Here is a 24,768-nt window from a genome sequence, read left to right on the forward strand (position 1 = left end):
GATCCATTCGCCAGTCCTTTCACGGCGATAACACGACAAGTGTGCATGCAGAAATGAAAAAGCCCGTCAGGAGACGGGCTTCAAAATGTTACAGCGCTGACCGGTTACAGCGGCTTGCCGCGGTTGCCATGCTGGCTGACAAAGGCCTGCACGGCCTTCAGGTCATTTGGCAATACGGTGCAACGTTCGTCTCGTTCAAACAAATCAGAAAGATGTACCGGCAGTTCGAGCGCTTTTCCTACACCGGCTTTTTCCACGGCGTCCGGGAATTTGACCGGGTGGGCGGTACCCAGGATCACCATTGGAATGTCCAGGCTGCGACGGCATTCCCGCGCAGCTTTCACGCCGATGGCCGTGTGTGGATCCAGCACTTCGCCAGTCTGCTCGTAGACTTCGGCAATGGTTTCGCAGGTTTGCGCGTCATCCACGGCCAGCGAATCGAACAACTTGCGGGCTTCGGTCCAGCGCTCTTGCTCGACGCTGAAACCGCCACCCTGCTTGAACGAATCCATCAGCCCGGCGATTGCCGCGCCGTTGCGACCGTGCAGGTCGAACAGCAGGCGCTCGAAGTTCGACGACACCATGATGTCCATGGACGGCGACAGCGTGGCGTGCAGGGTTTCCTTGACGTACTGGTTGCCGCTCATGAAGCGGTGCAGGATGTCGTTGCGATTGGTGGCGACGATCAACTGGTTGATCGGCAGGCCCATGTTGCGTGCCAGGTAACCGGCGAAGATGTCGCCGAAGTTGCCGGTCGGCACCGAGAACGACACCGAACGCGCCGGGCCACCCAGTTGCAGGGCTGCGTGGAAGTAGTAAACGATCTGGGCCATGATCCGCGCCCAGTTGATCGAGTTCACGGCCACCAGGCGAGTGCCCTTGAGGAAGCCCTGGTCGGCGAAGCTCGCCTTGACCATTTCCTGGCAGTCATCGAAGTTGCCTTCGATGGCGATGTTGTGGATGTTCTCACCGAAGATGGTGGTCATCTGCCGACGCTGCACTTCGGACACACGGTTGTGCGGGTGCAGGATGAAGATGTCGACGTTTTCGCAATGCTTGCAGCCTTCGATGGCGGCCGAACCGGTGTCACCGGAGGTGGCGCCGACAATCACCACGCGCTCGCCGCGCTTTTCCAGCACGTAGTCGAGCAAACGACCCAGCAGTTGCAGGGCGAAGTCCTTGAACGCCAGGGTCGGGCCGTGGAACAGCTCCAGCACCCATTCGTTGCCGTTCAGCTGACGCAGCGGCGCAACGGCGCTGTGGGCGAACACACCATAGGTTTCTTCAAGAATCTTTTTGAAATCGGCATCGGGAATGCTGCCGGTGACGAACGGGCGCATGACGCGGAAAGCCAGCTCGTGATACGGCAGGCCAGCCCAGGAAGCGATTTCTTCCTGGGTGAAACGTGGCAGGTTTTCCGGGACGTACAGACCGCCGTCGGTGGCAAGGCCTGCCAGCAGGACGTCTTCAAAATTCAGGGCCGGTGCCTGGCCGCGGGTACTGATGTAACGCATGACTGACTCCAATGGACAGTGTTCGTAGTGCCGGGCCCGCAAGCGAGCCCGGTCAACGATATCGGCTTAGTTCAGGTGCTCGACACGGATCCGTACAACCGGACCGACCACACCCGCCAAGGCTTCCAAAGCAGCGATGGCATCGTTGATGTGCTGTTCCAGCACGCGGTGGGTCAGCAGGATCATCGGCACCAGGCCGTCGTGCTCCTCGGCTTCCTTCTGCATGATCGACTCGATGTTGATGCCGCGCTCCGAGAGGATGCTCGCGACCTGAGCCAATACGCCCGGATGGTCCTTGGCCTGAATACGCAGGTAGTAGGCGCTTTCGCAGGCTTCGATCGGCAGGATCGGGTGAGCCGACAGCGAATCCGGCTGGAACGCCAGGTGCGGCACGCGGTTTTCCGGGTCGGAAGTCATGGCGCGAACCACGTCCACCAGGTCGGCGATCACCGACGACGCGGTCGGCTCCATGCCGGCGCCAGCGCCATAGAACAGGGTCGAACCGGCAGCATCGCCGTTGACCATCACCGCGTTCATCACGCCGTTGACGTTGGCGATCAGGCGATCGGCCGGGATCAGCGTCGGGTGCACGCGCAGTTCGATACCGGCCGCGGTGCTGCGCGCCACGCCCAGGTGCTTGATGCGGTAGCCCAGCGCTTCGGCGTAGTTGACGTCGGCGGTGGTCAGCTTGGTGATGCCTTCGGTGTAGGCCTTGTCGAATTGCAACGGGATACCGAACGCGATGGACGCCAGGATCGTCAGCTTGTGAGCCGCGTCGATACCCTCGACGTCGAAGGTCGGATCGGCTTCGGCGTAACCCAGTGCCTGGGCTTCGGCCAATACGTCTTCGAAGGTGCGACCCTTCTCGCGCATTTCCGTCAGGATGAAGTTGCCGGTGCCGTTGATGATGCCGGCTACCCAGTTGATGCGGTTGGCGGACAGGCCTTCGCGGATCGCCTTGATCACCGGAATACCACCGGCCACCGCCGCTTCGAACGCAACAATCACGCCCTTCTCGCGGGCCTTGGCGAAAATTTCATTACCGTGAACGGCGATAAGCGCCTTGTTCGCGGTGACCACATGCTTGCCATTCTCGATGGCCTTGAGTACCAGCTCGCGGGCAACGGTGTAGCCGCCCATCAGCTCTATAACGATGTCGATCTCAGGGTTCGTGGCCACTTCGAAGACATCGTTGGTAATCGCAATACCGGTCGTTTGGAACTGAGGCTTTGGCGTGCGCATGGCAATTTGTGCCACTTCGATCCCACGCCCGGCACGACGAGCAATTTCCTCGGCGTTGCGCTGAAGTACGTTGAAGGTACCGCCACCGACGGTTCCTAACCCACAGATGCCTACTTTGACCGGTTTCACTGTGAACTCCCCATAAAACGGCCGACTCGAGGCCGGCCGTGAAAACAACCGCATACTCGCGGTTCTCTATTGATGGCCCGGCGAATGTCGCTGCCGGACCATGATCGTCAATGGCTGACCTTGACGATGCGAATTTACTTCGCGCCCAGCGCCAGTTTGGCGACTTGTGGCGCAGGCTGGTAGCCCGGAATGACCTGACCGTCGGCCAAAACGATGGCCGGTGTGCCGTTCACGCCAATCGACTGGCCGAGCGCGAACTGTTTGGAAACCGGGTTATCGCACTTGGCGGCCTTGATTTCCTTGCCGTCGACCATTTTGTCCATGGCCGCTTTCTTGTCTTTCGAGCACCACACCGCTTGCAGTTGCTCGTCACCCGGCGAGCCCAGGCCCTGGCGCGGGAACGCAACGTAACGCACTTCGATGCCGCGCTTGTTCAGCTCAGGCACTTCGGCGTGCAGCTTGTGGCAGTACGGACAGGTGGTGTCGGTGAATACGGTGATGTGCGACTTGGTTTCGCCAATGGCCGGGTAGACAACGGTTTCGGCAACCGGGATGTCGTTGATCAGCTTGGAGATGCCCAGGCGCTCGGTTTTTTCGGTCAGGTTGACGGGCTTGCCGTCCTTGAGGTCGAACAGGTAGCCCTGGACCACGTACTGGCCGTCGGCGCTGGCGTACAGCACACGGCTGCCCTTGAGCTTGACTTCGTACAGGCCTGGCAACGGGCTGGCGGTGATGGTCTCTACCGGCACTTCGAGCTGGAGGCTTTCCAGGCTTTTACGAATGGCTTTGTCGGCCGCGTCATCGGCGACGGCAAAGGTGCTGACCAACGCAATGGCTGCGGCGGCGAAAATCTGGGTCAGACGCATGAGAACTCCTGAAGGCGAACATATGGGACGATCAGAACGCCCGTGCCGAAACACCGGGTCATAACCGCCCATCGTGCAAACCGGCCCAGCCTATCACATAAGGTCCGCAGGGCCGAATGCACCTGATGCAAGACATTTGTGGCGGCACAATACCCTGCGGGAGCGAGCTTGCTCGCGATGACGGCACCACATCCAAAACATGTATCGACTGTCCGGCCGCTATCGTCGGAACGCCGCCCGGACCAAGCTCGCTCCCACAGGTTTTTCGGTTATCCCCGCGGATGGTGTTTGGCATGCAGATCCTGCAAGCGCGCCCGGGCAACATGGGTATAGATCTGCGTCGTCGACAAATCGCTGTGCCCCAGCAGCATCTGCACCACCCGCAGGTCTGCGCCGTGGTTGAGCAGGTGCGTGGCGAAGGCATGGCGCAAGGTGTGGGGCGACAGCGACTTGCCGATCCCTGCCACCTTGGCCTGGTGCTTGATCCGGTGCCAGAAGGTCTGGCGGGTCATCTGCTCGCCACGCAGACTTGGGAACAACACGTCGCTGGGACGCCCGCCAAGCAGTTCGCTGCGGGCATCACGCATGTAGCGCTCGACCCAGACAATCGCCTCCTCGCCCATCGGCACCAGCCGCTCCTTGCTGCCCTTGCCCATCACTCGCAACACGCCTTGACGCAAATTGACTTGCTCCAGGGTGAGGCTGATCAGCTCGGTCACCCGCAAGCCACAGGCGTACAGCACTTCAAGCATGGCCCGGTCGCGCTGACCGATGGCCTCGCTCAAATCGGGCGCCTTCAACAAGGCTTCCACATCCGCCTCGGACAAGGACTTTGGCAGCGGCCTGCCGAGTTGCGGCATATCAACGCGCAATGTCGGATCGACCGAGATCATCTTTTCCCGCAGCAGGTAACGATAGAAGCCACGCACACCCGAGAGAAAGCGCGCAGTGGAACGAGGCTTGTAGTTTTGCTCCAGGCGCCAGGCCAGGTGGTCGAGTATCAACTCGCGCCCGGCATTGACCAGCTCCAGTCCCTTGTCCTGTAACCAGCCGTTGAACAGCGTCAGGTCACTGCGATAGGCATCGCGGGTGTTATCGGAAAGGCCTTTCTCCAGCCACAGGGCATCGAGGAATTGGTCTATCAGCGGGTGATCGATGGCAGGCATGGGTACTCGAATCATGCAGCCTAGAGGCCGCGTGCAAAATTAAAATTGGACATGGAAACGGCCGCTAGTCTTTCATAGGCCGCCATTTCAAGGAACAGGGAGCAGCAATGAGCGAGCAGCAGATTTTATTGGCATTTGGCGGGATAGGCGCGGCGGCGCTGCTTTGCCAATGGCTGGCCTGGCGTTTGAAACTGCCGGCGATTCTGTTCCTGCTGCTGACCGGCATCCTGGCCGGTCCCGTGCTGCACTTGCTCGACCCGCAGGAGATGTTCGGACCACTGTTGATGCCGCTGGTGTCCCTGGCGGTAGCGCTGATCCTGTTCGAAGGCAGCCTGACCCTGCATTTGTCCGAATGGCGCGAAATCGGCAGCGTCGTCCATCGCTTGGTCACCATTGGCGCCCTCTCCACCTGGGTGGTCATTGCTGTCGCCACTCACTGGCTGCTGGATTTCGACTGGATGCTGGCCATCCTCTTCGGCAGCCTGACCCTGGTGACCGGGCCGACCGTGATCGTGCCGATGCTGCGCGTCGTGCGCCCGAAAGCGTCGATTGCCAACATCCTGCGCTGGGAAGGCATTGCCATCGACCCCATCGGTGCCCTGCTGGCGGTGGTCGTCTATAGCTTCATCATCGCCAGCTCCAAAGGTAACGGCCTCGAGGAAAGCCTGCTGACCTTCGGTGGCGTGATTCTGTGCGGCAGCCTGTTCGGTGTTTCTGGCGGCTGGTTGCTCGGTACATTGATTCGCCGCCAGTGGCTGCCGGAATACCTGCACAACCTGGCAGCGCTCGCGGCAGTCCTGGGTATTTTCATTGCCTCCAACGAGGTCACCAACGAATCCGGGTTGCTGGCCGTGACCTTGATGGGCATGTGGCTGGCCAACATGAAAGGCGTGGACGTGCGGCACATCCTGCACTTCAAGGAGAACCTCAGCGTGCTGCTGATCTCCGGCCTGTTCATTCTGCTGGCGGCCCGGCTGGACCTGAACGCCATGATCGGCCTCGGGCCTCTGGTGCTGATATTGCTGCTGGTCATTCAGTTCATCGCCCGCCCCTTGAATGTGCTGCTGAGCACGGTGGGCTCCAGCCTGGGTTGGCGCGAGCGAGCGCTGCTGGCGTGGATTGCGCCAAGGGGCATCGTGGCAGCGGCGGTGTCGGCCATCTTCGCCATTCGCCTGCATGAGGCCGGTCACCAGGGCGCATTGCTGCTGGTGCCGCTCACCTTTGCGGTGATCATCGGCACGGTAGTGTTGCAAAGCGCGACGGCACGACCGCTGGCTCGCCTGCTGAAGGTGGCGGAACCGGCACCGAGCGGCTTCCTGATCATCGGCGCCAACGGACCTGCGCGCACACTGGGCAAGGCCCTGCAACAACTGGGCAGTCGCGTACTGCTGACGGATTCGAGCTGGGAAAACATTCGCTCAGCGCGGATGGAAGGCTTGCCGACCTATTTTGGCAACCCGGCGTCGCAACATGCCGATGCGCACCTGGATCTGGTCGGCCTCGGGCATTTGCTGGCGCTGTCACCCTCCGGCGAAATGAACACCCTGGCGCTGATGCGCTTTCGACATGAACTGGGCCATCAGCGCATGTTCGGCCTGGCCAGCGGCCAGGAAAGCCGCCGCACCGACAAGCACCGTACCAGCCTGGAACATCGCGGCAATCAACTGGGCAGCGAAGCACTGACCTACGCCAAGCTCGCCAGCCAGCTGAGTCAGGGCTCAGAGCTGTACAGCACAACCTTGACGGACGGCTTCAACTGGGACGACTACCGTGCATTGCATGGTGAGCGTGCGACCTTGCTGTTCGTACGCGACGACAGCGATTGGGTACACGTGGTAACGCCGGAAAGCACGATCAAGCCCGCGGCGGGTTGGACGTTGTTGGCGTTGATCCAGCCCGAGACGGTGTAAATCCAGACGGGCACCAAATCGCAGGCAACAAAAAAGCAGCCCGCAGGCTGCTTTTTTTGCATCGGAAGCTGGACTTAAGCCAGTTTTTCCTTGATGCGAGCTGCTTTACCCGACAGGTCACGCAGGTAGTACAGCTTGGCTTTACGTACGTCACCGCGACGCTTGACAGCCATGCTGTCGATTTGCGGGGAGTAGGTCTGGAAAGTACGCTCTACGCCAACACCGTTGGAGATTTTACGAACGGTGAATGCACTGTTTACGCCGCGGTTACGCTTGGCGATAACAACACCTTCGAACGCTTGCAGACGCGAACGGTCGCCTTCCTTCACTTTCACCTGAACGACAATGGTGTCGCCCGGGGCAAAGGTAGGGATCTCTTTGGTCATCTGCTCTGCTTCGAGTGCAAGGATGATTTTGTTAGTCATGCTGTGCTCCTAAGGTAAATCGTCGGATCTACCATCGATACGTTGTTAACTATCGTCCCGCTCGCGGATGTATTCCTCGAGCAGCTTCTTCTCTTCTCCAGAAAGCGAGCGGCTTTCCAGAAGATCGGCGCGTCGTTCAAAGGTCCGACCAAGGGACTGCTGTAAACGCCAACGCCGGATGTGCGCGTGATTGCCACTTAGCAATACGTCGGGAACACGCTGATCCGCATACACCTCCGGTCGGGTGTAGTGCGGGCAATCCAGCAAACCATCCGTAAAGGAATCTTCCTCAGCGGAGTCCGCATGCCCTAAAGCTCCAGGCAGCAGTCGTGTAACCGCATCGATCAGGACCATCGCCGGCAGCTCGCCGCCAGACAGTACATAGTCGCCAATCGACCACTCTTCATCGACATGAGCATCAATAAAACGCTCGTCAATGCCTTCATAGCGGCCGGCAATCAGGATCAATGCATCCAGATTCGCCAACTCGCGTACCGCCGACTGAGTCAGTTGACGGCCTTGGGGGGACAGGTAAATTACCTTCGCCGCCTCCCCGGCTGCTGCCTTGGCCTGAACCAGAGCATCTTCCAGGGGCTTGATCTTCATCACCATGCCCGGACCACCGCCAAACGGGCGATCGTCCACAGTGTGATGTCGATCCGTCGTGTAGTCTCGCGGATTCCAACAGGTGAGCTGCAAGAGCCCCTGTTTCACCGCACGACTGGTGATGCCGTACTCGCTGATGGCGGAGAACATCTCGGGAAACAAACTGATCACTTCTACGCGCAAGTTAGCCACGCTTAGAAGTCCGCATCCCAATCCACCTTCATCTCACCTGCCGCCAGGTCGATGGCCAACACGCATTGCTCGGTATAGGGCAACAGGCGTTCGCGATCATCCAGGCTGCCAGCGCAAGGCTTGACCACCATGACATCGTTCGAGCCGGTCTCCAGCAGGTGATCGATTTTCCCGAACAGTTGTCCGAGGGTGTCGATGACCTTGAGACCTTCCAGCTGGTACCAGTAGTACTCGCCGTCGGTGAGTTCAGGGAACAGGTTGCGCGGCACGCAGATCTCATAACCGGCCAGAAGACGAGCTTCTTCGCGATCATCGAGATCCTTGAGCTTTGCGACCAGGAACTTGTCGTTCCCGCGTCCGCTGACCAGCTCTACCTGCTTTACATTGCCGTCACGCTTGAGCGTCCAGGTTTTGTAATCCAGCAGGTTCTTAATCGGATCAGTAAAGGAGTACACCTTCACTTCGCCGCGAACGCCGTGAACCGAGTAAATCTTGCCGATAACGATCAAATCATCAGCAATGGCAGGCGTCGCGTTCATATTGCTCAGGCCGCAGCCTTAGCAGAATCCTTCAACAACTGAGCAACGCGCTCAGAAGGTTGTGCACCAACGCTCAGCCAGTAGGCTACGCGCTCTTGGTTCACGGACAGACGAACTTCCTGACCACGGGCAACAGGGTTGAAGTAGCCAACCTGTTCCTTGTGCGAACCGTCGCGCGGGTTGCGGCTGTCGGTTACGGTCAAGTGGTAAAACGGGCGCTTTTTGGAGCCGCCAAGGGCAAGACGGATTGTTAGCATGTGAACATCGTTCCTGTAGTCGGTGCTGCAAATCTAAAGGCACAGCGGGCATAGGTGCCCGAAAGGCCGCATATTCTAAGGAATATCCGGACTTTTGCAAATGACTTTTTCCGGCGGCCTATCGGTCGCCATGCAGATTTGCTATAGAGCCGTCGTTGAAAACGGCCGGTCAGCTCCCGCCAAGTGCGGGTTTGCTGTGTATCCCACGTCCGTGTGGGGCAGCGCCGACCCGATGGCCGGCGCGAATTCTTTACATCTTGGGCATGCCGCCGCCGGGCAACATACCGCCCATGCCGCGCATCATCTTGGCCATTCCGCCTTTCGCGGAGAACTTCTTCATCATCTTCTGCATCTGCTTGTGCTGCTTGATCAAGCGGCCGATGTCCTGCACCTGGGTGCCGGAACCCATGGCGATCCGGCGCTTGCGCGAACCGCTGATCATCTCAGGGTCGCGGCGCTCGGCCGGGGTCATGGAATTGATGATGGCTTCCATCTGCTTGAACTGCTTCTCTGCCGCACCCTGGGCGTTGCCCATTTGCGCCAGGTTCACGCCACCCATGTTCGGCAGCTTGTCCATGAGGCCGCCGAGGCCGCCCATGTTTTTCATCTGTTGCAGCTGATCGCGGAAGTCTTCGAGGTCGAAGCCCTTGCCCTTCTTCAACTTTTTAGCAAGCTTGTCGGCTTTGTCCTTGTCGAGCGTCGCTTCCGCCTGCTCGATCAGGCTGAGCACGTCGCCCATGCCGAGGATGCGCGAGGCGATACGCTCAGGGTGGAACGGATCGAGCGCTTCGCTCTTCTCGCCCATACCGATGAACTTGATCGGCTTGCCGGTGATGGCGCGTACCGACAGCGCGGCACCGCCACGGGCGTCGCCGTCGACCTTGGTCAGGATCACACCGGTCAGCGGCAATGCATCGCCGAAGGCCTTGGCCGTGTTGGCGGCGTCCTGGCCGGTCATGGCGTCGACCACGAACAGGGTTTCGACCGGGTTGATCGCAGCGTGCAGAGCCTTGATCTCGCCCATCATCTCTTCATCGATGTGCAGGCGACCGGCGGTATCGACGATGACCACGTCGATGAATTTGAGTTTCGCTTCCTTAATAGCCGCTTGCGCGATCTCGACCGGCTTCTGGCTCAGGTCGGACGGGAAGAAGGTAACGCCGACTTCACCGGCGAGCATTTCCAGCTGCTTGATCGCCGCTGGACGATAAACGTCGGCAGACACAACCATGACCGACTTCTTCTTGCGCTCTTTAAGGAAGCGCGCGAGCTTGCCGGCGGTGGTGGTCTTACCGGCGCCCTGCAAACCGGCCATCAGGATGACCGCTGGCGGCACGGCGCTCAGGTTCAAATCTTCGTTGGCCGCGCCCATCAGGCTTTCGAGTTCGGCCTGGACGATCTTCACGAAGGCCTGGCCCGGCGTCAGGCTGCGCGACACCTCGGTACCGACGGCACGTTCCTTGACCGAGTTGACGAAATCCTTGACCACCGGCAGGGCGACGTCGGCTTCGAGCAACGCCATGCGCACTTCACGCAGGGTGTCTTTGATGTTGTCTTCAGTCAGCTTGGCCTTGCCGGTGACATGGCGCAGCGTCTGCGAGAGACGGTCGGTTAAGTTTTCAAACATTGCGCGATCCTTTCAGGCCCTGTGTAGACCGGGATAATGGCGGCCCGGACCGGACTAAACGTGTGCTCGGCGAGCCTGCGGCGTGGGCAGGTCGCGGATTATAGCGAAGACTGTGGCCGGCGGACACCTCGCTGTCAGGTTGCGCGGTCTTTCGTGTGGCGGGGGTTCTATGCCAAACTCAGCGACTTTCGGGCTTGCCTAACAGGATTTATGCTCCCCTTGTCACCCAGCTTGCTAACTACCCTCGCCGCCGCCTGCTTGTATGCCGCTGCGACCATTTACCAGGGCACTCGCCTGGCGTCCGGCGCCAAGGTCAACAAACGCCTGCTGGTCATGCTCGGCGTGCTCGCCGTATTGGCCCACAGCGTCAGCCTGCTCACCCACCTGCTGACCCCGACCGGCCTGGCCCTGGACTTCTTCAGTGCCGCCAGCCTGATTGCCGTGGCGGTCATCGCACTGACCCTGCTGGCCTGCTCGCGGATTCCGGTGGAGAACCTGCTGGTCCTGCTGTTCCCGCTTGGGGCCCTGACCGTGATGCTGGCGCACTTTGCCCCCACCGGCACGGTACAGGTCATCGATGAGGAGCCGGGCATCCTCGCCCACATCCTGCTTTCGATTCTGGCCTACGGCATGTTCACCATCGCGGTGTTCCAGTCCTTGCTACTGCTGGTTCAAGACCACCAGCTCAAGCACAAGCACCCCTCCGGGCTGATCAAGAACTTCCCGCCGCTGCAAACCATGGAAAGCCTGCTGTTCGGGTTCCTCTGGGCCGGCTGGACGCTGTTGTCGCTGTCGCTGATTTCCGGCTGGCTGTTCGTCGAGAACCTGTTCGCCCAGCATCTGGTGCACAAAACCCTGCTGGCCTGCCTGGCCTGGGTCGTTTTCAGCGTGCTGCTGTGGGGACGCAATCGCCTCGGCTGGCGCGGGCACAAAGCCATTCGCTGGACCCTGGCCGGTTTTTGCCTGCTGATGCTGGCGTATTTCGGCAGCAAGCTGGTTCGTGAATACATCCTGCATATCTGACGGGCGGCATTAATGGACGACTTGCCCATAGGGCCGATGCTCGCGGTAGTGACCCTGCTGGTTTTATGGTCGGGGCTGTTTACCGCCATCGAAGCGGCGCACCAGCATTTGCTGGCCCAGCGCACCGCAACGCGTTCCAGCGACAAACCGGTGGCGAAACTCAGCTTTCCCTTGGCCAGCCTGATTTTTTGCAACACCCTGTGCCGCGCACTGGTGGTGGTCATCAGCACCTTGCTGGCTATTTTCACCTGGGCCGAGAACGGTCCGTGGGTCGCCTGCCTCGGGGCGGGCGCCATGCTACTAGTGTTTTCCGACTACTTGCCGCGCACCCTCGCCGTTCGCTATCCGGATGCGATCCTGGCCCAGGGCAACAACCTGCTGCGGGTGCCGCTGAAAATCATCTATCCTGCGGCATGGTTGCTCAACAGCATCAGTCAGTTGCTGACGCGGCCGTTCGCCCGTAAAGCCAAAGTGGTGCAACAGAGTGAGGACGAAACGCTGACGGAGCGGCATGCGCCCTCCGAAACCGTAAACCGCCCTCACCCGCTGCCAGGCATCCACGCGCTGGACAACATCACCGTCAATGACATCCTGGTACCGCGCAGCGACGTGGACGGCATCAATCTCGATGACTCCATCGAGGAAATCATCGAACAATTGCGCCACAACAGACGTACTCGCCTGCCGGTGTTCCACAGTGATATCAACCAGGTCGAAGCCGTCCTCAACACCCGGCACATCCTTCACTTGCTGCCCGATGCAAGCCTGACCAGGGAAGCGTTACTGGCTGCCAGCCACGAGCCGTACTTCGTGCCGGAAAGCACCCCGTTGCAGTTGCAACTGCTCAACTTCCACAAGCAGCAGCGACGCCTGGGCATGGTGGTCGACGAATACGGCGAAGTGCTGGGCATCGTCACCCTGGAAGACATTCTCGAAGAAATCGTCGGCGAGTTCGAAAGCCAGCAGAGCCTGGACAATCCGCACATTCATCCGCAAGCCGACGGACGCCTGGTGATCGACGGTGCCGCGTCCATTCGCGAGCTGAACAAGAGCCTCGGCTGGCACCTGCCCAGCGATGGCCCGAAAACCCTGAACGGTCTGGTCACCGAGGCACTGGAAACCATTCCCGAAAGCGCGGTGTGCCTGAAGATCGGCCGGTATCGCCTGGAAATTCTCGAGACCGAGGACAACCGCGTCACGCGGGTGCTGATCTGGCAGACCAGCTCGATGCCGGTTGTTATCTAACTGCCAGGCAAATCTTTTGTGGCAACTCAAGCCACTTGTTCGATCGTTAGCCACCTTCCTATAATCGAAGCGCTTACCCAAGCCTTGCCGGCTCCGTGCTTACCCCGCACTTCGCAGCTTCCGGCCCGTCCACCCGCAAAGTCCGTAACAAACCGACGACTGTTCCTACCTTGAACAGCGACCGTGCCTCCACCCACATCCCTGGGTTCTCGACCATAATAATTCGCTCCACCGGAGCACATGACTGTCAGGGATAACCGCATGACGACCAGCACGACTTACAGCGACTCCACACCTGTGCAACCGACGAACTCCGCCACCCGCGTGGCCACCGCGAGTTTCATCGGTACTGCCATCGAGTTCTACGACTTCTACGTCTATGCCACCGCCGCCGCACTGGTGATCGGTCCGGTGTTCTTTCCGCAGACATCCGGCACCGCCCAGATGCTTTCGGCGTTTCTCACGTTCGGCATCGCTTTCCTTGCGCGCCCCTTGGGTTCGGCCCTTTTCGGTCACTTCGGCGACCGTATCGGCCGCAAGTCGACCCTGGTCGCCTCGCTGCTGCTGATGGGCGTGTGCACCACACTGATCGGCGTGCTGCCGGGTTACGACAGCATTGGCGCCTGGGCACCGATCCTGCTTTGCGTCTTGCGCTTCGGCCAAGGCCTTGGGTTGGGCGGTGAATGGGGAGGTGCGGCATTGCTGGCCACGGAGAACGCGCCGAAAGGCAAGCGCGCGTGGTTCGGCATGTTCCCGCAACTGGGCCCATCCATCGGCTTTCTGGCGGCCAACGGCCTGTTCCTGACCCTGGCCGTGGTGCTGGACGATGAACAGTTCCGCTCATGGGGCTGGCGTATTCCGTTCCTGCTCAGCGCCGCACTGGTGATGGTCGGCCTGTATGTGCGCCTCAAGCTGCATGAGACCCCGGTGTTCGCCAACGCCATGGCGCGTCAGGAACGCGTGAAGATCCCCCTGTTCGAGCTGTTCGGCCAATACTGGGCGCCCGTATTGCTGGGCGCCGGCGCGATGGTCGTGTGCTACGCGCTGTTTTACATCTCCACCGTGTTTTCCCTGAGTTACGGCGTGGCAACGCTCGGCTACAGCCGCGAAACCTTCCTCGCCCTGCTGTGCTTCGCAGTGCTGTTCATGGCTGCCGCCACCCCGCTGTCGGCCTGGGCCAGCGACCGTTGCGGGCGCAAACCGGTGCTGATCATCGGCGGTGTGCTGGCAATCCTGTCCGGCTTCCTCATGGAACCCCTGCTGACCCAAGGTTCGACCTGGGGTGTGGCGCTGTTCCTGTGCATCGAACTGTTTCTGATGGGCGTGACATTTGCGCCGATGGGTGCGCTGCTGCCGGAGCTGTTCCCCACCCACGTGCGCTACACCGGCGCCTCGGCGGCCTACAACCTGGGTGGTATCGTCGGTGCTTCCGCGGCGCCGTTCTTCGCCCAGAAACTGGTGGCGATGGGCGGGTTGAGTTACGTCGGCGGTTACGTGTCCGGGGCGGCGGTGCTGAGTTTGATTGCAGTGCTGTGCCTGAAGGAAACGCGGCATAACGACCTGAATCAGGTTGTCTGACAGATAGTCATCGCAAGCAGGCTCGCTCCCACAGGTTGAGTGTCGTTCACAAAATGCCGGTACGACACATATCCCTGTGGGAGCGGGCTTGGTCCGGGCGGCGTTCCGACGAAGGGGCCACAACTGACGAAATAGCCACCAAACAACCACAACTTTCCCCCACCCATTGTCACCTCGCTCTACGCGCATCGGCTCATCCCCGCTATACTTCCCGGCTTTTCCTGAATAAATGCCAATAGGGTCCCGCCGCGCATGGATAAGACCTACCAGCCGCACGCCATTGAAACTTCCTGGTACAACACCTGGGAGTCAGAGAATTACTTCGCCCCGCAAGGCGCGGGCGAGTCCTACACCATCATGATCCCGCCGCCGAACGTCACCGGCAGCCTGCACATGGGTCACGGCTTCAACAACGCGATCATGGACGCCCTGATCCGTTTCCGCCGCATGCAGGGTCGCAACACCCTGTGGCAGCCGGGTACCGACCACGCCGGTATCGCCACGCAGATGCTGGTAGAGCGTCAGCTCGAAGCCAAGGGCCAGAGCCGCCATGACCTGGGCCGCGAGAAATTCCTCGAGAAAGTCTGGGAGTGGAAAGATGAGTCCGGTGGCAACATCAGCCGTCAGATCCGTCGCCTCGGTTCGTCCGTAGATTGGAGCCGCGAGCGCTTCACCATGGACGACGGTCTCTCGGAAGCCGTTAAAGAAGCTTTCGTACGCCTGCACGAAGACGGCCTGATCTACCGCGGCAAGCGCCTGGTCAACTGGGACACCAAGCTGCACACGGCGATTTCCGATCTCGAAGTGGAAAACCACGACGAAAAAGGTTTCCTGTGGAACCTGAAATACCCGCTGGCCGACGGCGCCAAGACCGCTGAAGGCAACGACTTCCTGATCGTCGCGACCACTCGCCCGGAAACCATGCTCGGCGACTCCGCCGTGGCCGTTAACCCGAACGATGAACGCTACAAAGCCCTGATCGGCAAATTTGTCGAGCTGCCACTGGTTGGCCGCCGCATCCCGATCATCGCCGACGATTACTGCGACCCTGAATTCGGCACCGGCTGCGTGAAAATCACCCCGGCCCACGACTTCAACGACTACGAAGTCGGCAAGCGTCACAACCTGCCGCTGCTGAACATCTTCGACAAAAACGCAGCCGTTCTTCCAGCATGCCAGGTGTTCAACCTCGACGGCACGCTGAACGAAACCATCGACGGCAAGATCCCTGCCGAATACGCCGGTCTCGACCGCTTCGAAGCGCGCAAGCAGATCGTGGCCGCGTTCGACGCTATCGGCCTGCTGGTCAGCGTTGACGATCACGCCCTGAAAGTGCCGAAAGGCGACCGCTCCGGCACCGTCATCGAGCCTTGGCTGACCGACCAGTGGTACGTGTCCACCAAGCCTTTGGCCGAGCCTGCGATTGCCGCCGTTGAAGACGGCCGTATCCAGTTCGTGCCGAAACAGTACGAAAACATGTACTTCTCGTGGATGCGCGACATCCAGGACTGGTGCATCAGCCGTCAGCTGTGGTGGGGCCACCGGATTCCGGCCTGGTACGACGAATCGGGCAAGGTCTACGTCGGCCGCGACGAAGCCGAAGTGCGGACCAAGCACAATCTCGGCCCGGACGTTGCGCTGCAACAGGACAACGACGTTCTCGACACCTGGTTCAGCTCGGGCCTGTGGACGTTCTCCACCCTCGGCTGGCCGGAACAAACCGAGTTCCTGAAGAAATTCCACTCCACCGACGTCCTGGTGACTGGCTTCGACATCATTTTCTTCTGGGTTGCCCGGATGATCATGCTCACCATGCATTTGGTGAAAAACGAAGACGGCACGCCGCAGGTTCCGTTCAAGACTGTGTACGTTCACGGTCTGGTGCGTGACGGCCAGGGCCAGAAGATGTCCAAGTCCAAGGGCAACGTCCTGGACCCGCTGGACATCATCGACGGCATCGAGCTCGAAGCCCTGGTGCAGAAACGCACCTCCGGCATGATGCAGCCGAAACTGGCGAAGAAGATCGAGAAGCAGACCCGCGACGAGTTCGCCGAAGGCATCGCCAGCTACGGCACCGACGCCCTGCGCTTCACCTTCTGCTCGCTGGCGTCCACCGGTCGCGACATCAAGTTCGACATGGGCCGCGTCGAAGGCTATCGCAACTTCTGCAACAAGATCTGGAACGCGGCGCGCTACGTGCTGGACAAGGGCGAAGACTGCGGCCAGAACGGCGAAGCCTTTGAGCTGTCCCTGGCTGACCGCTGGATCATCTCGCAGCTGCAACGCACCGAAGCCGAAGTGACCCGCCAACTCGACCAGTTCCGTTTCGACCTGGCCGCACAAGCCTTGTACGAGTTCATCTGGAACCAGTATTGCGACTGGTACCTGGAACTGTCCAAGCCTGTACTGTGGGACGAAAACGCACCGGTCGAACGCCAGCGCGGCACCCGTCGCACCCTGGTGCGCGTGCTGGAAGTCGCCCTGCGCCTGGCGCATCCGTTCATGCCGTTCATCACCGAAGAAATCTGGCAGCGCATCGCGCCGCTGGCCGGCATCGAAGGCAAGACGATCATGCTGCAACCTTGGCCGGTGGCCAACGAAACGCGCATCGATCAGGCCGCCGAAGATGACATCGAATGGCTCAAGGGCCTGATGCTCGGCACCCGCAACATCCGTGGCGAAATGAACATCGGCCCGGGCAAACCGCTGCCGCTGTTCCTGAAGAACGTCAGCGCCGAGGATCAGCGTCGCCTGACCGAGAACGAAGCGCTGCTGAAGAAGCTGGCGCGCCTCGAATCGATCACCGTGCTGGCTGCCGGCGAAGAAGCACCGCTGTCCGCCACCGCGCTGGTCGGCGAGATGGAAGTGCTGGTGCCAATGGCCGGTTTGATCGACAAAGGTGCGGAACTGGCGCGTCTGGACAAGGAAATCCAGCGTCTGCAAGGTGAAGTGCAACGAGTCGGCGGCAAGCTGTCCAACGCTGGTTTCGTTGACAAGGCGCCAGCCGAAGTCATCGAGAAAGAACGCGCCAAACTGGCCGAGGCCGAACAGGCCCTGGGCAAGCTGGCCGAGCAGCATGCGCGGATTGCCAGCCTGTAAGGGTAAATCGCAATAGATGAGGGAGGCCCATGCGGCCTCCCTTTTTTATGCCTGTCACTTTCCTGCATCCAATGCAGATCCCACATTTGATCGGTGTTGCCCCACAGATGTGGGACAATGCCCGCCACTTTTAGCCATACCCGAATCGACCACCGCCATGACCGCCCCCCGCTCCCCCAAGCCTGCGCGCAAAAAGCCTGCCACGAAGACCCCGGCCACGGCCGTCGCCCCGAAGGAAAAGGCCAGCCTGCACCCGCGCAATCGCCATCAGGGTCGCTACGACTTTCCGACGCTGATCAAAAGCGCCCCGGAACTGAAGAAGTTCGTGATCATCAATCCGTACGGCAAGGAAAGCATCGACTTCGCCAGCCCGGAAGCCGTGCGGGTGTTCAACCGGGCGCTGCTCAAATCGTTCTATGGCATCGCTCACTGGGACATTCCGGCCGACTACCTGTGCCCGCCGGTGCCAGGCCGCGCCGATTACGTGCACTTCCTCGCCGACCTGCTGGCCAGTGGCAATGACGGCGTGATCCCCCGTGGCGCTGCCGTGAAGGTGCTGGACATCGGCATGGGCGCCAACTGCGTGTATCCGCTGATCGGTTACAGCGACTATCGCTGGCAGTTCCTCGGTTCCGATATCGATGCGACCGCCATCGCCGCGGCGAAGGCCATCGTTCAATCCAATGGCCTGAACAAAGCGATCCAGGTACGCCTGCAGAGCAACCCCAAGCAGATCCTCACAGGCCTGCTGGAGAGCACAGAGCGGTTCGACCTGACCATGTGCAACCCGCCATTCCACGCCTCGCTGGACGAGGCCACGCGGGGCAGCACGCGCAAATGGCGCGCCCTGGGCAAAGCCGATCCGAAACGCAAGCTGCCGGTGTTGAACTTTGGCGGCCAGTCGGCCGAGTTGTGGTGCGAAGGCGGTGAAGTACGCTTCGTGACCCAATTGGTCAGCGAAAGCGTGCAGGTCGCTCAGCAAGTGCTGTGGTTCAGTACATTGGTGTCAAAGGCGTCCAACCTGCCGGCGATCCAGACCGCCCTGAAAAAGGCCGGTGCCCTGGAAAGCCAGGTGGTGGAAATGTCCCAAGGGCAGAAGCAAAGCCGCTTCGTCGCCTGGACCTTCCAGACCAAAGCGCAGCAACAGGCCTGGCGCCAGGCACGATGGAGCAACGCTCAAGCATAGTGAGCGCTTTATCGCGCCCACAAAAAAACCGTGCACGGATCGCTCCGGTGCACGGTTTTTTTTAACAAGTCTTACTTGTTAACAGCGTCGGTCAGGCCTTTGGCCACAACCAGCTTGATCACTTTCTTGGCAGCGATTTCGATGGCAGCGCCAGTCGAAGGGTTGCGGCCAGTACGGGCAGGACGCTCAGTCACTTTCAGTTTGCCGATACCTGGCAGAGTGATTTCGCCGCCGTTTTCCAGCTGATCGGCAACGATTTGGCCCAGTTGGTCCAGAGCGTTACGCGCGGTGGTTTTCGGCGCGTCGATAGCTTCAGCGATGTCGGCGATCAGTTGGTCTTTAGTAAGAGCCATTTAGTGTTCCTTCCCTATCAAATTCATATGGATTGCAGAGTGCAATGTCAGCCATCGAGCCCGATCTTTTGGATCTGGCACCCTCGGCCAAATAACCTCGGGATCGGGGTTATAGATACCGAAATCAGGGTTTGGTTCGACCTGACAAATGCTGACTGCACGCTTAACGCAGTGACTTCGCGCAAGACCGGGCAAAGCTAGCACACAGACGTGGAAATATCCGCCTCTAGCTACCCATTTGGTCAGCTTTATTGCGCTAAAACAGGAAAAAAACGCATAAGCGCCGTCGGTCGCCCGCCAATTGCCCTTCGAACCGCGCCAAAACCAGTGGTTGCGGTACACTGGGCGCTTTTTCGGGGGAGCACGCCCTCCTCTCTTCATTCAGCCGAGAAGCCCATGCCGATCCGTCATTGCATCGTCCACCTGATCGACAAAAAACCCGACGGCACACCCGCAGTTCTCCACGCCCGTGACTCTGAACTGGCTGAGTCCGCGGCCATCGAGAACATGCTCGCCGACCTCAACGAAAGCTATAACGCCAAACAGGGTAAAGCCTGGGGCCTGTTCCATCCGGAATCCGGCGCGTTCCCGTTCAGCGGCTGGCTGAAGGAGTACCTCGAGGGCGGCCAGGATTTCACTGCGTTCAGCCGCGTGGCGGTCGAGCATCTGCAAAAGCTGATGGAAGAATCGAACCTGTCGGTCGGCGGCCATGTGCTGTTCGCCCACTATCAGCAAGGCATGACCGACTACCTGGCCATCGCCCTGCTGCACCACAGTGAAGGCGTGGCCGTGACCGACGAACTGGACGTGACCCCGTCCCGTCACCTGGATCTGGGCCAGTTGCACCTGGCGGCGCGGATCAACGTTTCCGAGTGGCAGAACAACAAACAATCCAAGCAGTACATTTCGTTCATCAAAGGCAAGAACGGCAAAAAGGTTTCGGAGTATTTCCGCGACTTCATCGGCTGCCAGGAAGGCGTCGACGGTCCGGGTGAAACCCGTACCCTGCTCAAGGCCTTCAGTGATTTCGTTGAAAGCGAAGACCTGCCGGAAGACGACGCCCGCGAGAAGACCAAGACCCTGGTGGATTACGCCAGCAGCCAGGCCAAGCTCGGTGAGCCAATGGGCCTGGAAGAGCTGTCGGGGTTGATCGACGAAGAACGCCCGAAGGCCTTCTACGACCACATCCGCAACAAGGATTACGGCCTCTCGCCGGAAATCCCGGCCGATAAACGCACCCTGAACCAGTTCCGCCGATTCACCGGCCGCGCCGAAGGCCTGTCGATCAGTTTCGAAGCGCACCTGCTGGGCTCGAAGATCGAGTACGACGAAGAAGCCGGCACATTGATCATCAAGGGCCTGCCCACTTCGCTCACCGATCAGCTGAAGCGTCGCAACTGATGCTCGGCGGCGTACTGAAGAAATTCCTGCTGATCCTGCTGGTGGTCGTGGCCTATCAGAACTGGGGCAAGATCGAGCGGGTGTTCAACCCATCGCAAGTGGTGCCGGAGCAGACCCAGGCCAAGGCCAACGTCGTGCTCTACGCCACCGAGTGGTGTGGTTACTGCAAGCTGACCCGGCGCTTCCTCGATCAGAAAGGCATTCCGTACAAGGAGTTCGATATCGAGAAGGACACCGTCGCACGCGAGGACTATCAGGCACTGGGCGGTGGCGGCATTCCGATCATCGATGTGAACGGGACGCTGATTCGCGGGTATGACCCGGATGCGATTCTGGCTGCACTGAAATAACGCCTCACCTGTAGGAGCTGGCTTGCCAGCTCCTACAGGGCTTGCATCTACTGCGCTTCGATGCGGAAACCAAACCGCGGGAAGTGCACATGCACCACACCGCCACGCTCGTCCTCTCGCCGTACAATCAGCTCCTCGCGGCCGGCAAACAACAACTCCCCCGCCACCGGATCCACGCCGTAGTCCGTGGCTGCGATCACTACCTGCTGCCCCGCCGTGAATCCATTTGGATCGACGAACTGCTCATCCGGCAAGGCCGCTGGCGTGGACGTGCGCGCCACTGCCAGAGCCTCCTCGGAACTCATCTCGCTGGATGCACCATGACCGAAGCCCAATACCCGCGCATGCCATGCATTGACTGCCGGATAAGCTTCGACCAGAGGAGCCGTCACCGGCGTGGCCTTGAGGAACCAGAGGCAATGAGCCAGGGCGAAGTCGGCAATCGACGGCTCGCCAAACAGGTAGTCACCTTCCTCGCGCTGCAACTGTTGCTCCAGACGCGACATGATCGTCGGCCACTGATGTTTCGCCTGTTCGGTAGACAATTTTGTCGCGCTGCCACCACTGAACAAACCGGCACGGTCGGCCAGAAACGCCTTGATCGCTTCCGGCGACAAATTGCCAAAGCGCACCGCAATCGATTCCGGCTGGAACACCAGGCTCACCGCGTGCTGGAACACCACCGAATCAGCCCAGGCTGCGAACGATGCGGTGATCATTTCCTGACCTTCCGGGAAGAACGCCGGCAAGGCCTTTTCCTGATCAAGTCGCCGGGCAATCAATGCCGTGTCGCAATAGATATCGGCACCGACCTGCAACACCGGGGTCTTGCGGTAGCCACCGGTCAACGCCGTGAGATCCGGTTTGGGCATCACTGGCGAGATCTTCACCGAACGCCAGGACAAGCCTTTGAAGCCCAGCAGCAGGCGGGCCTTCTCGGCAAAGGGGGACGTCGGGTAATGATGCAGAATCAACTCGGACATGCTCGGCTCCGCCGCAAGGATCAGGAGTCCGCAGCTTAGCGCGCAATCACCTGGCAGCCTACAAATCTGCCTGATGGGAACCGATCAGTCAGAGTGATAAGCCAGGGGCGGCACTCGCTGCGCTCGCCACCAGGCATTCCTTGGCACTCTTCTTGAGCTTCTTGATCAGCCGTTCCTGACGCAACGCATCGCTTTTGTCACGGCAGCGTTCGGTGTAGACCAGGGCCATGGCCGGGCTGGAAAGAAAGAATCGCGCGCCCTTGCCGCTTTGATGCTTGGCGAAGCGACGCACGGGATCATCGCTGATCCCACAATAGAGCGAACCGTTGGCCGCGCGAACGAGGTAGACGAACCAGCTTTTGCTCGCAGGGGTGTCGGCGTCGACAGGGCTTTCGCTGAGGGTGGTCACGTAACGATCAGGGCTTGAAAGGAAACAAGCCGCGATCTTATCAGCGACTGGCCTGGAATGCCTTCAGCCCCTTCAAGGCCTGTGAGCGAACGGCGTTCCGAACAAGTGGCGTCCAGCCCAGCAGCAGGCCTTTGAAACCCAGGGCCTGACGCGACCATGTCCACAGGTCGAAACTGTCGTGATGCTCGCAGATCTTGCCATCGCGAAAGACAAAGCGCGCCTGGATGTCATTGACCACGGTATTGCCGGTCTGACTGAACAGATAGGTCGCAACCCAATGGGCGCTACCGGTACGATCATCGGCACGGACATGATCGAAAGTCAGGGAGAAATCCTTGGCGCGAGAGGTGAGCATGCACCACATATCGCCCGCATCACGACCACGAAGTTCGCCGAACGCCGGGTCACTGAATACCACGTCATCGGTGTAGCAGGCAGCCATGGCTTCGCCATCGAGGCGCTGGAAAGCCTGGTAGAAGCGGGTGATCAAGGCGCTGTGGACTTCACTCATGGGCAGGCTCCCTGTTGTGTTATGGGTATCGTGTGCAATGGGTATCGAAAGATTGCCTGCACGATAGTCTGCAAATGGGTCGAACACTATCGGCATTCGCAAAACGAATACCGACAGTGTGCGGGGATCAGACCTTTTCGCTTTCGACCTGCACGTACAACGCGCGTCCGGCCCCCAGACCGGCGAGGATCGCACCAAGGCCGATGACACCGAAGATCCAGCCCACGGCCGTCCAGCCGCCGGTCCAGTCATGCACGATGCCGACCGCGAACGGCCCCATGGACGCCAGGGTGTAACCGAAGCCCTGGGCCATGCTCGACAGGTTCGCCGCAACATGGGAGTCCCGAGAGCGCAGCACGATCAGGGTCAATGCCAGGCTGAACGTGGCGCCCTGCCCCAGCCCCAGCACAATCGCCCAGCCCCAAAGACCTTCAATCGGGGCATACAGGCAACCGAACAGACCGCCGAGGGTCAGGGCCATCACGATCACAATGGCCAGGCGCTGATCCTTGCCGCGCGTCGCCAGCCATGGCGCGGCGAGGGAGCTGACCAGTTGCACGATCACCGAACCCGACAGCACCAGTCCGGCTTGGGTCGGGGTCAGACCACGGCCGATCAGGATCGACGGCAACCAGCCGAACACGATGTAGGCCAGGGACGATTGCAAGCCCATGTACAAGGTCACTTGCCAGGCCAGCGGATCGCGCAGCAATCCCCGAACCCGGTAGGCCACGTTGTGCGCGCCTTGTTTCTGGCCGACTTGCGGCAACCAGAACAGCGCAGCCGCCAATGCCGGAATGACCCAGAAGCCGAGGCCCATCGCCCAGCTCTTGTCGAAGTGCTCACTCAACGGCACGGTCGCACCCGCCGCCATCGCCGCGCCCAGACACAGGGCCATGGTGTAGACGCCGGTCATGGTCCCGGCCTGTTTCGGGAAATCGCGCTTGACGATACCCGGCAGCAACACGCCGATCACGCCGATGCTGGCACCGGCCAGCACGCTGCCAGCAAACAGGCCGATTTCACCGAACGAACTGCGCAGGATGATCCCGCCCGCCAGGGTCAGAAGAATGCCCAGCACCACGCGCTCCGCACCAAATCGCCGCGCCAGCACGGGTGCCAACGGCGCAAACAAGCCCAGGCAAAGCACCGGCAAGGTGGTCAGCAATCCCGCCGCGGACGCCGACAAGCCAAGGGACTTCGAGACCTCGCTGAGCATCGGCGCCATGCTCGACAGCGCCGGGCGCAGGTTCAGCGCCACCAGTATCAGGCCCAGCAGCAACAGCCAGGGGCGGCGCAGAACCGGGTGGGTTTGCTGGACCTGTTCGTCATCGGCCTCGGCATCGATCAGCAACTCTTCCAGCTCGGCCGAACGTTTGGGGGCTGTGGATAACTCACTGCGATGCATGGGCTTCTCGGTTTCAAGGTTCATTGATCAACTGCCTCGACAGAGCTTTGGCCCGTTCCGGGTCGCGTTGCTCGACGGCATCGAGCAACTCGATGTGCAGGTCGAACACTTCCTGACGGCGCGGGACGATGCTCAGGGTCTGGCGCAATTGGGCGCCGACGATGCTGGAGAAATAGCGATACAGCTCGCTGAGGGTCGGGTTGTGCGCGGCGTCCACCAGACGGCGGTGAAACACCAGATCGCAGGCGATGTAGGTGTCGAGATCGCCGTGATAGTGGCTGCCGCTGACACCCAGGGCCTCGCGCAATGCCACCAGGTCTTCGTCGGTACGGCGCACTGCCGCCAGGCCAATGGCCTCGACTTCGAGGATGTGCCGGGTTTCCCGGGCCTGTTCAAGTGAACAACGGGACAGCGCCTTCAAGGTATCGAGCGGATCGACCACCGCCCGCAGGTAACTGCCGTCGCCCTGGCGGATCTCGATCAACCCGGAAAACGCCAACACGCGCATGGCTTCGCGCACGGTGTTGCGGCTGATGCCCAGTTCGGCGGACAACTCAGGCTCGGTGGGCAAGCGCTGGCCCACGACCCAGGTGCCTTGATTGATGCGCAGGCGCAGTTGGTCCAGGGCCTGATCGACCAAGGATCGTTTCATTAATGGAGAAATTTCTGACATGGAATTCGCCCTGTCATCCAATCATAGGATGAATTTTCTGACATGGTAGTCAGCTTAAGCCGCCCACACAACCCCC

23 protein-coding genes are annotated in these 24,768 nt (G+C 60.4%); 8 read left to right on the forward strand and 15 right to left on the reverse strand.

Annotated elements, in window-relative coordinates:
- Positions 1 to 104: 104 nt before the first annotated feature.
- From thrC to xerD, 4 genes are all read right to left on the reverse strand, one after another.
- Entirely contained in the window at positions 105 to 1,514 is a 1,410-nt protein-coding gene (thrC, locus tag AABM52_RS25180) for a threonine synthase (RefSeq protein ID WP_075945553.1), read from the reverse strand.
- Between the two features lie 66 nt (positions 1,515 to 1,580).
- Positions 1,581 to 2,885, reverse strand: a complete 1,305-nt coding sequence (locus tag AABM52_RS25185; protein ID WP_007998527.1) for a homoserine dehydrogenase — start codon at positions 2,883 to 2,885, stop codon at positions 1,581 to 1,583.
- Between the two features lie 134 nt (positions 2,886 to 3,019).
- Positions 3,020 to 3,751, reverse strand: coding sequence for a bifunctional protein-disulfide isomerase/oxidoreductase DsbC (gene dsbC / locus AABM52_RS25190; RefSeq protein WP_347908817.1), 732 nt, complete (start codon positions 3,749 to 3,751; stop codon positions 3,020 to 3,022).
- 269 nt (positions 3,752 to 4,020) lie between these two features.
- Positions 4,021 to 4,917, reverse strand: coding sequence for a site-specific tyrosine recombinase XerD (xerD, locus tag AABM52_RS25195; protein ID WP_347908819.1), 897 nt, complete (start codon positions 4,915 to 4,917; stop codon positions 4,021 to 4,023).
- Positions 4,918 to 5,024: 107 nt separating this feature from the next.
- Between xerD and AABM52_RS25200 the strand changes: the two genes are divergently transcribed.
- Positions 5,025 to 6,827, forward strand: a complete 1,803-nt coding sequence (locus tag AABM52_RS25200; RefSeq protein WP_347908821.1) for a sodium:proton antiporter — start codon at positions 5,025 to 5,027, stop codon at positions 6,825 to 6,827.
- 74 nt (positions 6,828 to 6,901) lie between these two features.
- Here AABM52_RS25200 and rplS read toward each other — a convergent pair whose 3' ends face one another.
- The 5 genes from rplS to ffh form a co-directional block, all read right to left on the reverse strand.
- On the reverse strand, positions 6,902 to 7,252 hold the full coding sequence (gene rplS, locus AABM52_RS25205; protein WP_003175895.1) for a 50S ribosomal protein L19: 351 nt from the start codon (positions 7,250 to 7,252) through the stop codon (positions 6,902 to 6,904).
- 45 nt (positions 7,253 to 7,297) lie between these two features.
- Entirely contained in the window at positions 7,298 to 8,050 is a 753-nt protein-coding gene (trmD, locus tag AABM52_RS25210) for a tRNA (guanosine(37)-N1)-methyltransferase TrmD (RefSeq protein WP_007897583.1), read from the reverse strand.
- Between the two features lie 2 nt (positions 8,051 to 8,052).
- Positions 8,053 to 8,589, reverse strand: a complete 537-nt coding sequence (gene rimM, locus AABM52_RS25215; RefSeq protein ID WP_046041991.1) for a ribosome maturation factor RimM — start codon at positions 8,587 to 8,589, stop codon at positions 8,053 to 8,055.
- Positions 8,590 to 8,594: 5 nt separating this feature from the next.
- On the reverse strand, positions 8,595 to 8,846 hold the full coding sequence (rpsP, locus tag AABM52_RS25220; protein ID WP_347908824.1) for a 30S ribosomal protein S16: 252 nt from the start codon (positions 8,844 to 8,846) through the stop codon (positions 8,595 to 8,597).
- A 250-nt stretch (positions 8,847 to 9,096) separates the two neighbouring features.
- A complete protein-coding gene (gene ffh, locus AABM52_RS25225) occupies positions 9,097 to 10,473 on the reverse strand; it encodes a signal recognition particle protein (RefSeq protein WP_056726162.1) in 1,377 nt (458 codons plus the stop codon).
- Between the two features lie 210 nt (positions 10,474 to 10,683).
- On the opposite strand from ffh, the gene AABM52_RS25230 reads away from it, so the two are divergent.
- The 5 genes from AABM52_RS25230 to rlmF all read left to right on the forward strand — a co-directional run bounded on the left by AABM52_RS25230 (position 10,684) and on the right by rlmF (position 18,604).
- Positions 10,684 to 11,496 carry a cytochrome c biogenesis protein CcsA gene (locus AABM52_RS25230; RefSeq protein ID WP_347908825.1) on the forward strand — a complete coding sequence of 271 codons (813 nt, stop codon included), beginning with the start codon at positions 10,684 to 10,686 and terminating at the stop codon, positions 11,494 to 11,496.
- Between the two features lie 12 nt (positions 11,497 to 11,508).
- The gene (locus tag AABM52_RS25235; protein ID WP_347908826.1) at positions 11,509 to 12,741 is read left to right on the forward strand and encodes a transporter associated domain-containing protein; all 1,233 of its coding nucleotides are present in this window, start codon (positions 11,509 to 11,511) and stop codon (positions 12,739 to 12,741) included.
- A 261-nt stretch (positions 12,742 to 13,002) separates the two neighbouring features.
- Positions 13,003 to 14,319, forward strand: a complete 1,317-nt coding sequence (locus AABM52_RS25240) for an MFS transporter (protein WP_347908828.1) — start codon at positions 13,003 to 13,005, stop codon at positions 14,317 to 14,319.
- A gap of 252 nt (positions 14,320 to 14,571) precedes the next feature.
- Complete coding sequence (locus AABM52_RS25245) at positions 14,572 to 17,418, forward strand: valine--tRNA ligase (RefSeq protein WP_347908830.1); 2,847 nt, start codon at positions 14,572 to 14,574, stop codon at positions 17,416 to 17,418.
- Between the two features lie 157 nt (positions 17,419 to 17,575).
- Positions 17,576 to 18,604: a 23S rRNA (adenine(1618)-N(6))-methyltransferase RlmF gene (gene rlmF, locus AABM52_RS25250; RefSeq protein ID WP_347908831.1), complete on the forward strand. Its 1,029-nt coding sequence runs from the start codon at positions 17,576 to 17,578 to the stop codon at positions 18,602 to 18,604.
- 71 nt (positions 18,605 to 18,675) lie between these two features.
- Here rlmF and AABM52_RS25255 read toward each other — a convergent pair whose 3' ends face one another.
- On the reverse strand, positions 18,676 to 18,957 hold the full coding sequence (locus AABM52_RS25255) for an HU family DNA-binding protein (protein WP_007905514.1): 282 nt from the start codon (positions 18,955 to 18,957) through the stop codon (positions 18,676 to 18,678).
- A gap of 396 nt (positions 18,958 to 19,353) precedes the next feature.
- On the opposite strand from AABM52_RS25255, the gene yejK reads away from it, so the two are divergent.
- Positions 19,354 to 20,358: a nucleoid-associated protein YejK gene (gene yejK, locus AABM52_RS25260; RefSeq protein ID WP_008018580.1), complete on the forward strand. Its 1,005-nt coding sequence runs from the start codon at positions 19,354 to 19,356 to the stop codon at positions 20,356 to 20,358.
- On the forward strand, positions 20,358 to 20,708 hold the full coding sequence (locus tag AABM52_RS25265) for a glutaredoxin family protein (protein WP_347908833.1): 351 nt from the start codon (positions 20,358 to 20,360) through the stop codon (positions 20,706 to 20,708). The genes yejK and AABM52_RS25265 overlap by 1 nt, the downstream gene beginning before the upstream one ends.
- A 47-nt stretch (positions 20,709 to 20,755) precedes the next feature.
- Here the strand turns inward: AABM52_RS25265 and AABM52_RS25270 are convergent, their stop codons facing one another.
- The 5 genes from AABM52_RS25270 to AABM52_RS25290 all read right to left on the reverse strand — a co-directional run bounded on the left by AABM52_RS25270 (position 20,756) and on the right by AABM52_RS25290 (position 24,692).
- Positions 20,756 to 21,691, reverse strand: a complete 936-nt coding sequence (locus tag AABM52_RS25270) for a glutathione S-transferase family protein (protein WP_347908835.1) — start codon at positions 21,689 to 21,691, stop codon at positions 20,756 to 20,758.
- 88 nt (positions 21,692 to 21,779) lie between these two features.
- Positions 21,780 to 22,100, reverse strand: coding sequence for a GIY-YIG nuclease family protein (locus AABM52_RS25275; RefSeq protein ID WP_347908837.1), 321 nt, complete (start codon positions 22,098 to 22,100; stop codon positions 21,780 to 21,782).
- Between the two features lie 40 nt (positions 22,101 to 22,140).
- Positions 22,141 to 22,611, reverse strand: coding sequence for a nuclear transport factor 2 family protein (locus AABM52_RS25280; protein ID WP_347908839.1), 471 nt, complete (start codon positions 22,609 to 22,611; stop codon positions 22,141 to 22,143).
- Positions 22,612 to 22,738: 127 nt separating this feature from the next.
- Entirely contained in the window at positions 22,739 to 24,043 is a 1,305-nt protein-coding gene (locus AABM52_RS25285) for a CynX/NimT family MFS transporter (protein WP_347908840.1), read from the reverse strand.
- On the reverse strand, positions 24,033 to 24,692 hold the full coding sequence (locus tag AABM52_RS25290) for a FadR/GntR family transcriptional regulator (RefSeq protein ID WP_347908842.1): 660 nt from the start codon (positions 24,690 to 24,692) through the stop codon (positions 24,033 to 24,035). The genes AABM52_RS25285 and AABM52_RS25290 overlap by 11 nt, the downstream gene beginning before the upstream one ends.
- Positions 24,693 to 24,768 lie beyond the last annotated feature (76 nt).

It is taken from the genome of Pseudomonas grandcourensis (assembly GCF_039909015.1).
GTDB lineage: Bacteria > Pseudomonadota > Gammaproteobacteria > Pseudomonadales > Pseudomonadaceae > Aquipseudomonas > Aquipseudomonas grandcourensis.

Bases quoted from the DNA above. Each gene is read 5' to 3' on its own strand.
- AABM52_RS25230 (WP_347908825.1), top strand. From the start codon at position 10,684: ATGCTCCCCTTGTCACCCAGCTTGCTAACTACCCTCGCCGCCGCCTGC.
- rplS (WP_003175895.1), bottom strand. From the start codon at position 7,252: ATGACTAACAAAATCATCCTTGCACTCGAAGCAGAGCAGATGACCAAA.
- AABM52_RS25240 (WP_347908828.1), top strand. From the start codon at position 13,003: ATGACGACCAGCACGACTTACAGCGACTCCACACCTGTGCAACCGACG.
- AABM52_RS25285 (WP_347908840.1), bottom strand. From the start codon at position 24,043: ATGAACCTTGAAACCGAGAAGCCCATGCATCGCAGTGAGTTATCCACA.
- AABM52_RS25235 (WP_347908826.1), top strand. From the start codon at position 11,509: ATGGACGACTTGCCCATAGGGCCGATGCTCGCGGTAGTGACCCTGCTG.
- thrC (WP_075945553.1), bottom strand. From the start codon at position 1,514: ATGCGTTACATCAGTACCCGCGGCCAGGCACCGGCCCTGAATTTTGAA.
- AABM52_RS25290 (WP_347908842.1), bottom strand. From the start codon at position 24,692: ATGTCAGAAATTTCTCCATTAATGAAACGATCCTTGGTCGATCAGGCC.
- dsbC (WP_347908817.1), bottom strand. From the start codon at position 3,751: ATGCGTCTGACCCAGATTTTCGCCGCCGCAGCCATTGCGTTGGTCAGC.
- AABM52_RS25270 (WP_347908835.1), bottom strand. From the start codon at position 21,691: ATGTCCGAGTTGATTCTGCATCATTACCCGACGTCCCCCTTTGCCGAG.
- AABM52_RS25245 (WP_347908830.1), top strand. From the start codon at position 14,572: ATGGATAAGACCTACCAGCCGCACGCCATTGAAACTTCCTGGTACAAC.
- AABM52_RS25265 (WP_347908833.1), top strand. From the start codon at position 20,358: ATGCTCGGCGGCGTACTGAAGAAATTCCTGCTGATCCTGCTGGTGGTC.
- AABM52_RS25255 (WP_007905514.1), bottom strand. From the start codon at position 18,957: ATGGCTCTTACTAAAGACCAACTGATCGCCGACATCGCTGAAGCTATC.
- ffh (WP_056726162.1), bottom strand. From the start codon at position 10,473: ATGTTTGAAAACTTAACCGACCGTCTCTCGCAGACGCTGCGCCATGTC.
- rimM (WP_046041991.1), bottom strand. From the start codon at position 8,589: ATGAACGCGACGCCTGCCATTGCTGATGATTTGATCGTTATCGGCAAG.
- rlmF (WP_347908831.1), top strand. From the start codon at position 17,576: ATGACCGCCCCCCGCTCCCCCAAGCCTGCGCGCAAAAAGCCTGCCACG.
- rpsP (WP_347908824.1), bottom strand. From the start codon at position 8,846: ATGCTAACAATCCGTCTTGCCCTTGGCGGCTCCAAAAAGCGCCCGTTT.
- AABM52_RS25200 (WP_347908821.1), top strand. From the start codon at position 5,025: ATGAGCGAGCAGCAGATTTTATTGGCATTTGGCGGGATAGGCGCGGCG.
- yejK (WP_008018580.1), top strand. From the start codon at position 19,354: ATGCCGATCCGTCATTGCATCGTCCACCTGATCGACAAAAAACCCGAC.
- AABM52_RS25280 (WP_347908839.1), bottom strand. From the start codon at position 22,611: ATGAGTGAAGTCCACAGCGCCTTGATCACCCGCTTCTACCAGGCTTTC.
- xerD (WP_347908819.1), bottom strand. From the start codon at position 4,917: ATGCCTGCCATCGATCACCCGCTGATAGACCAATTCCTCGATGCCCTG.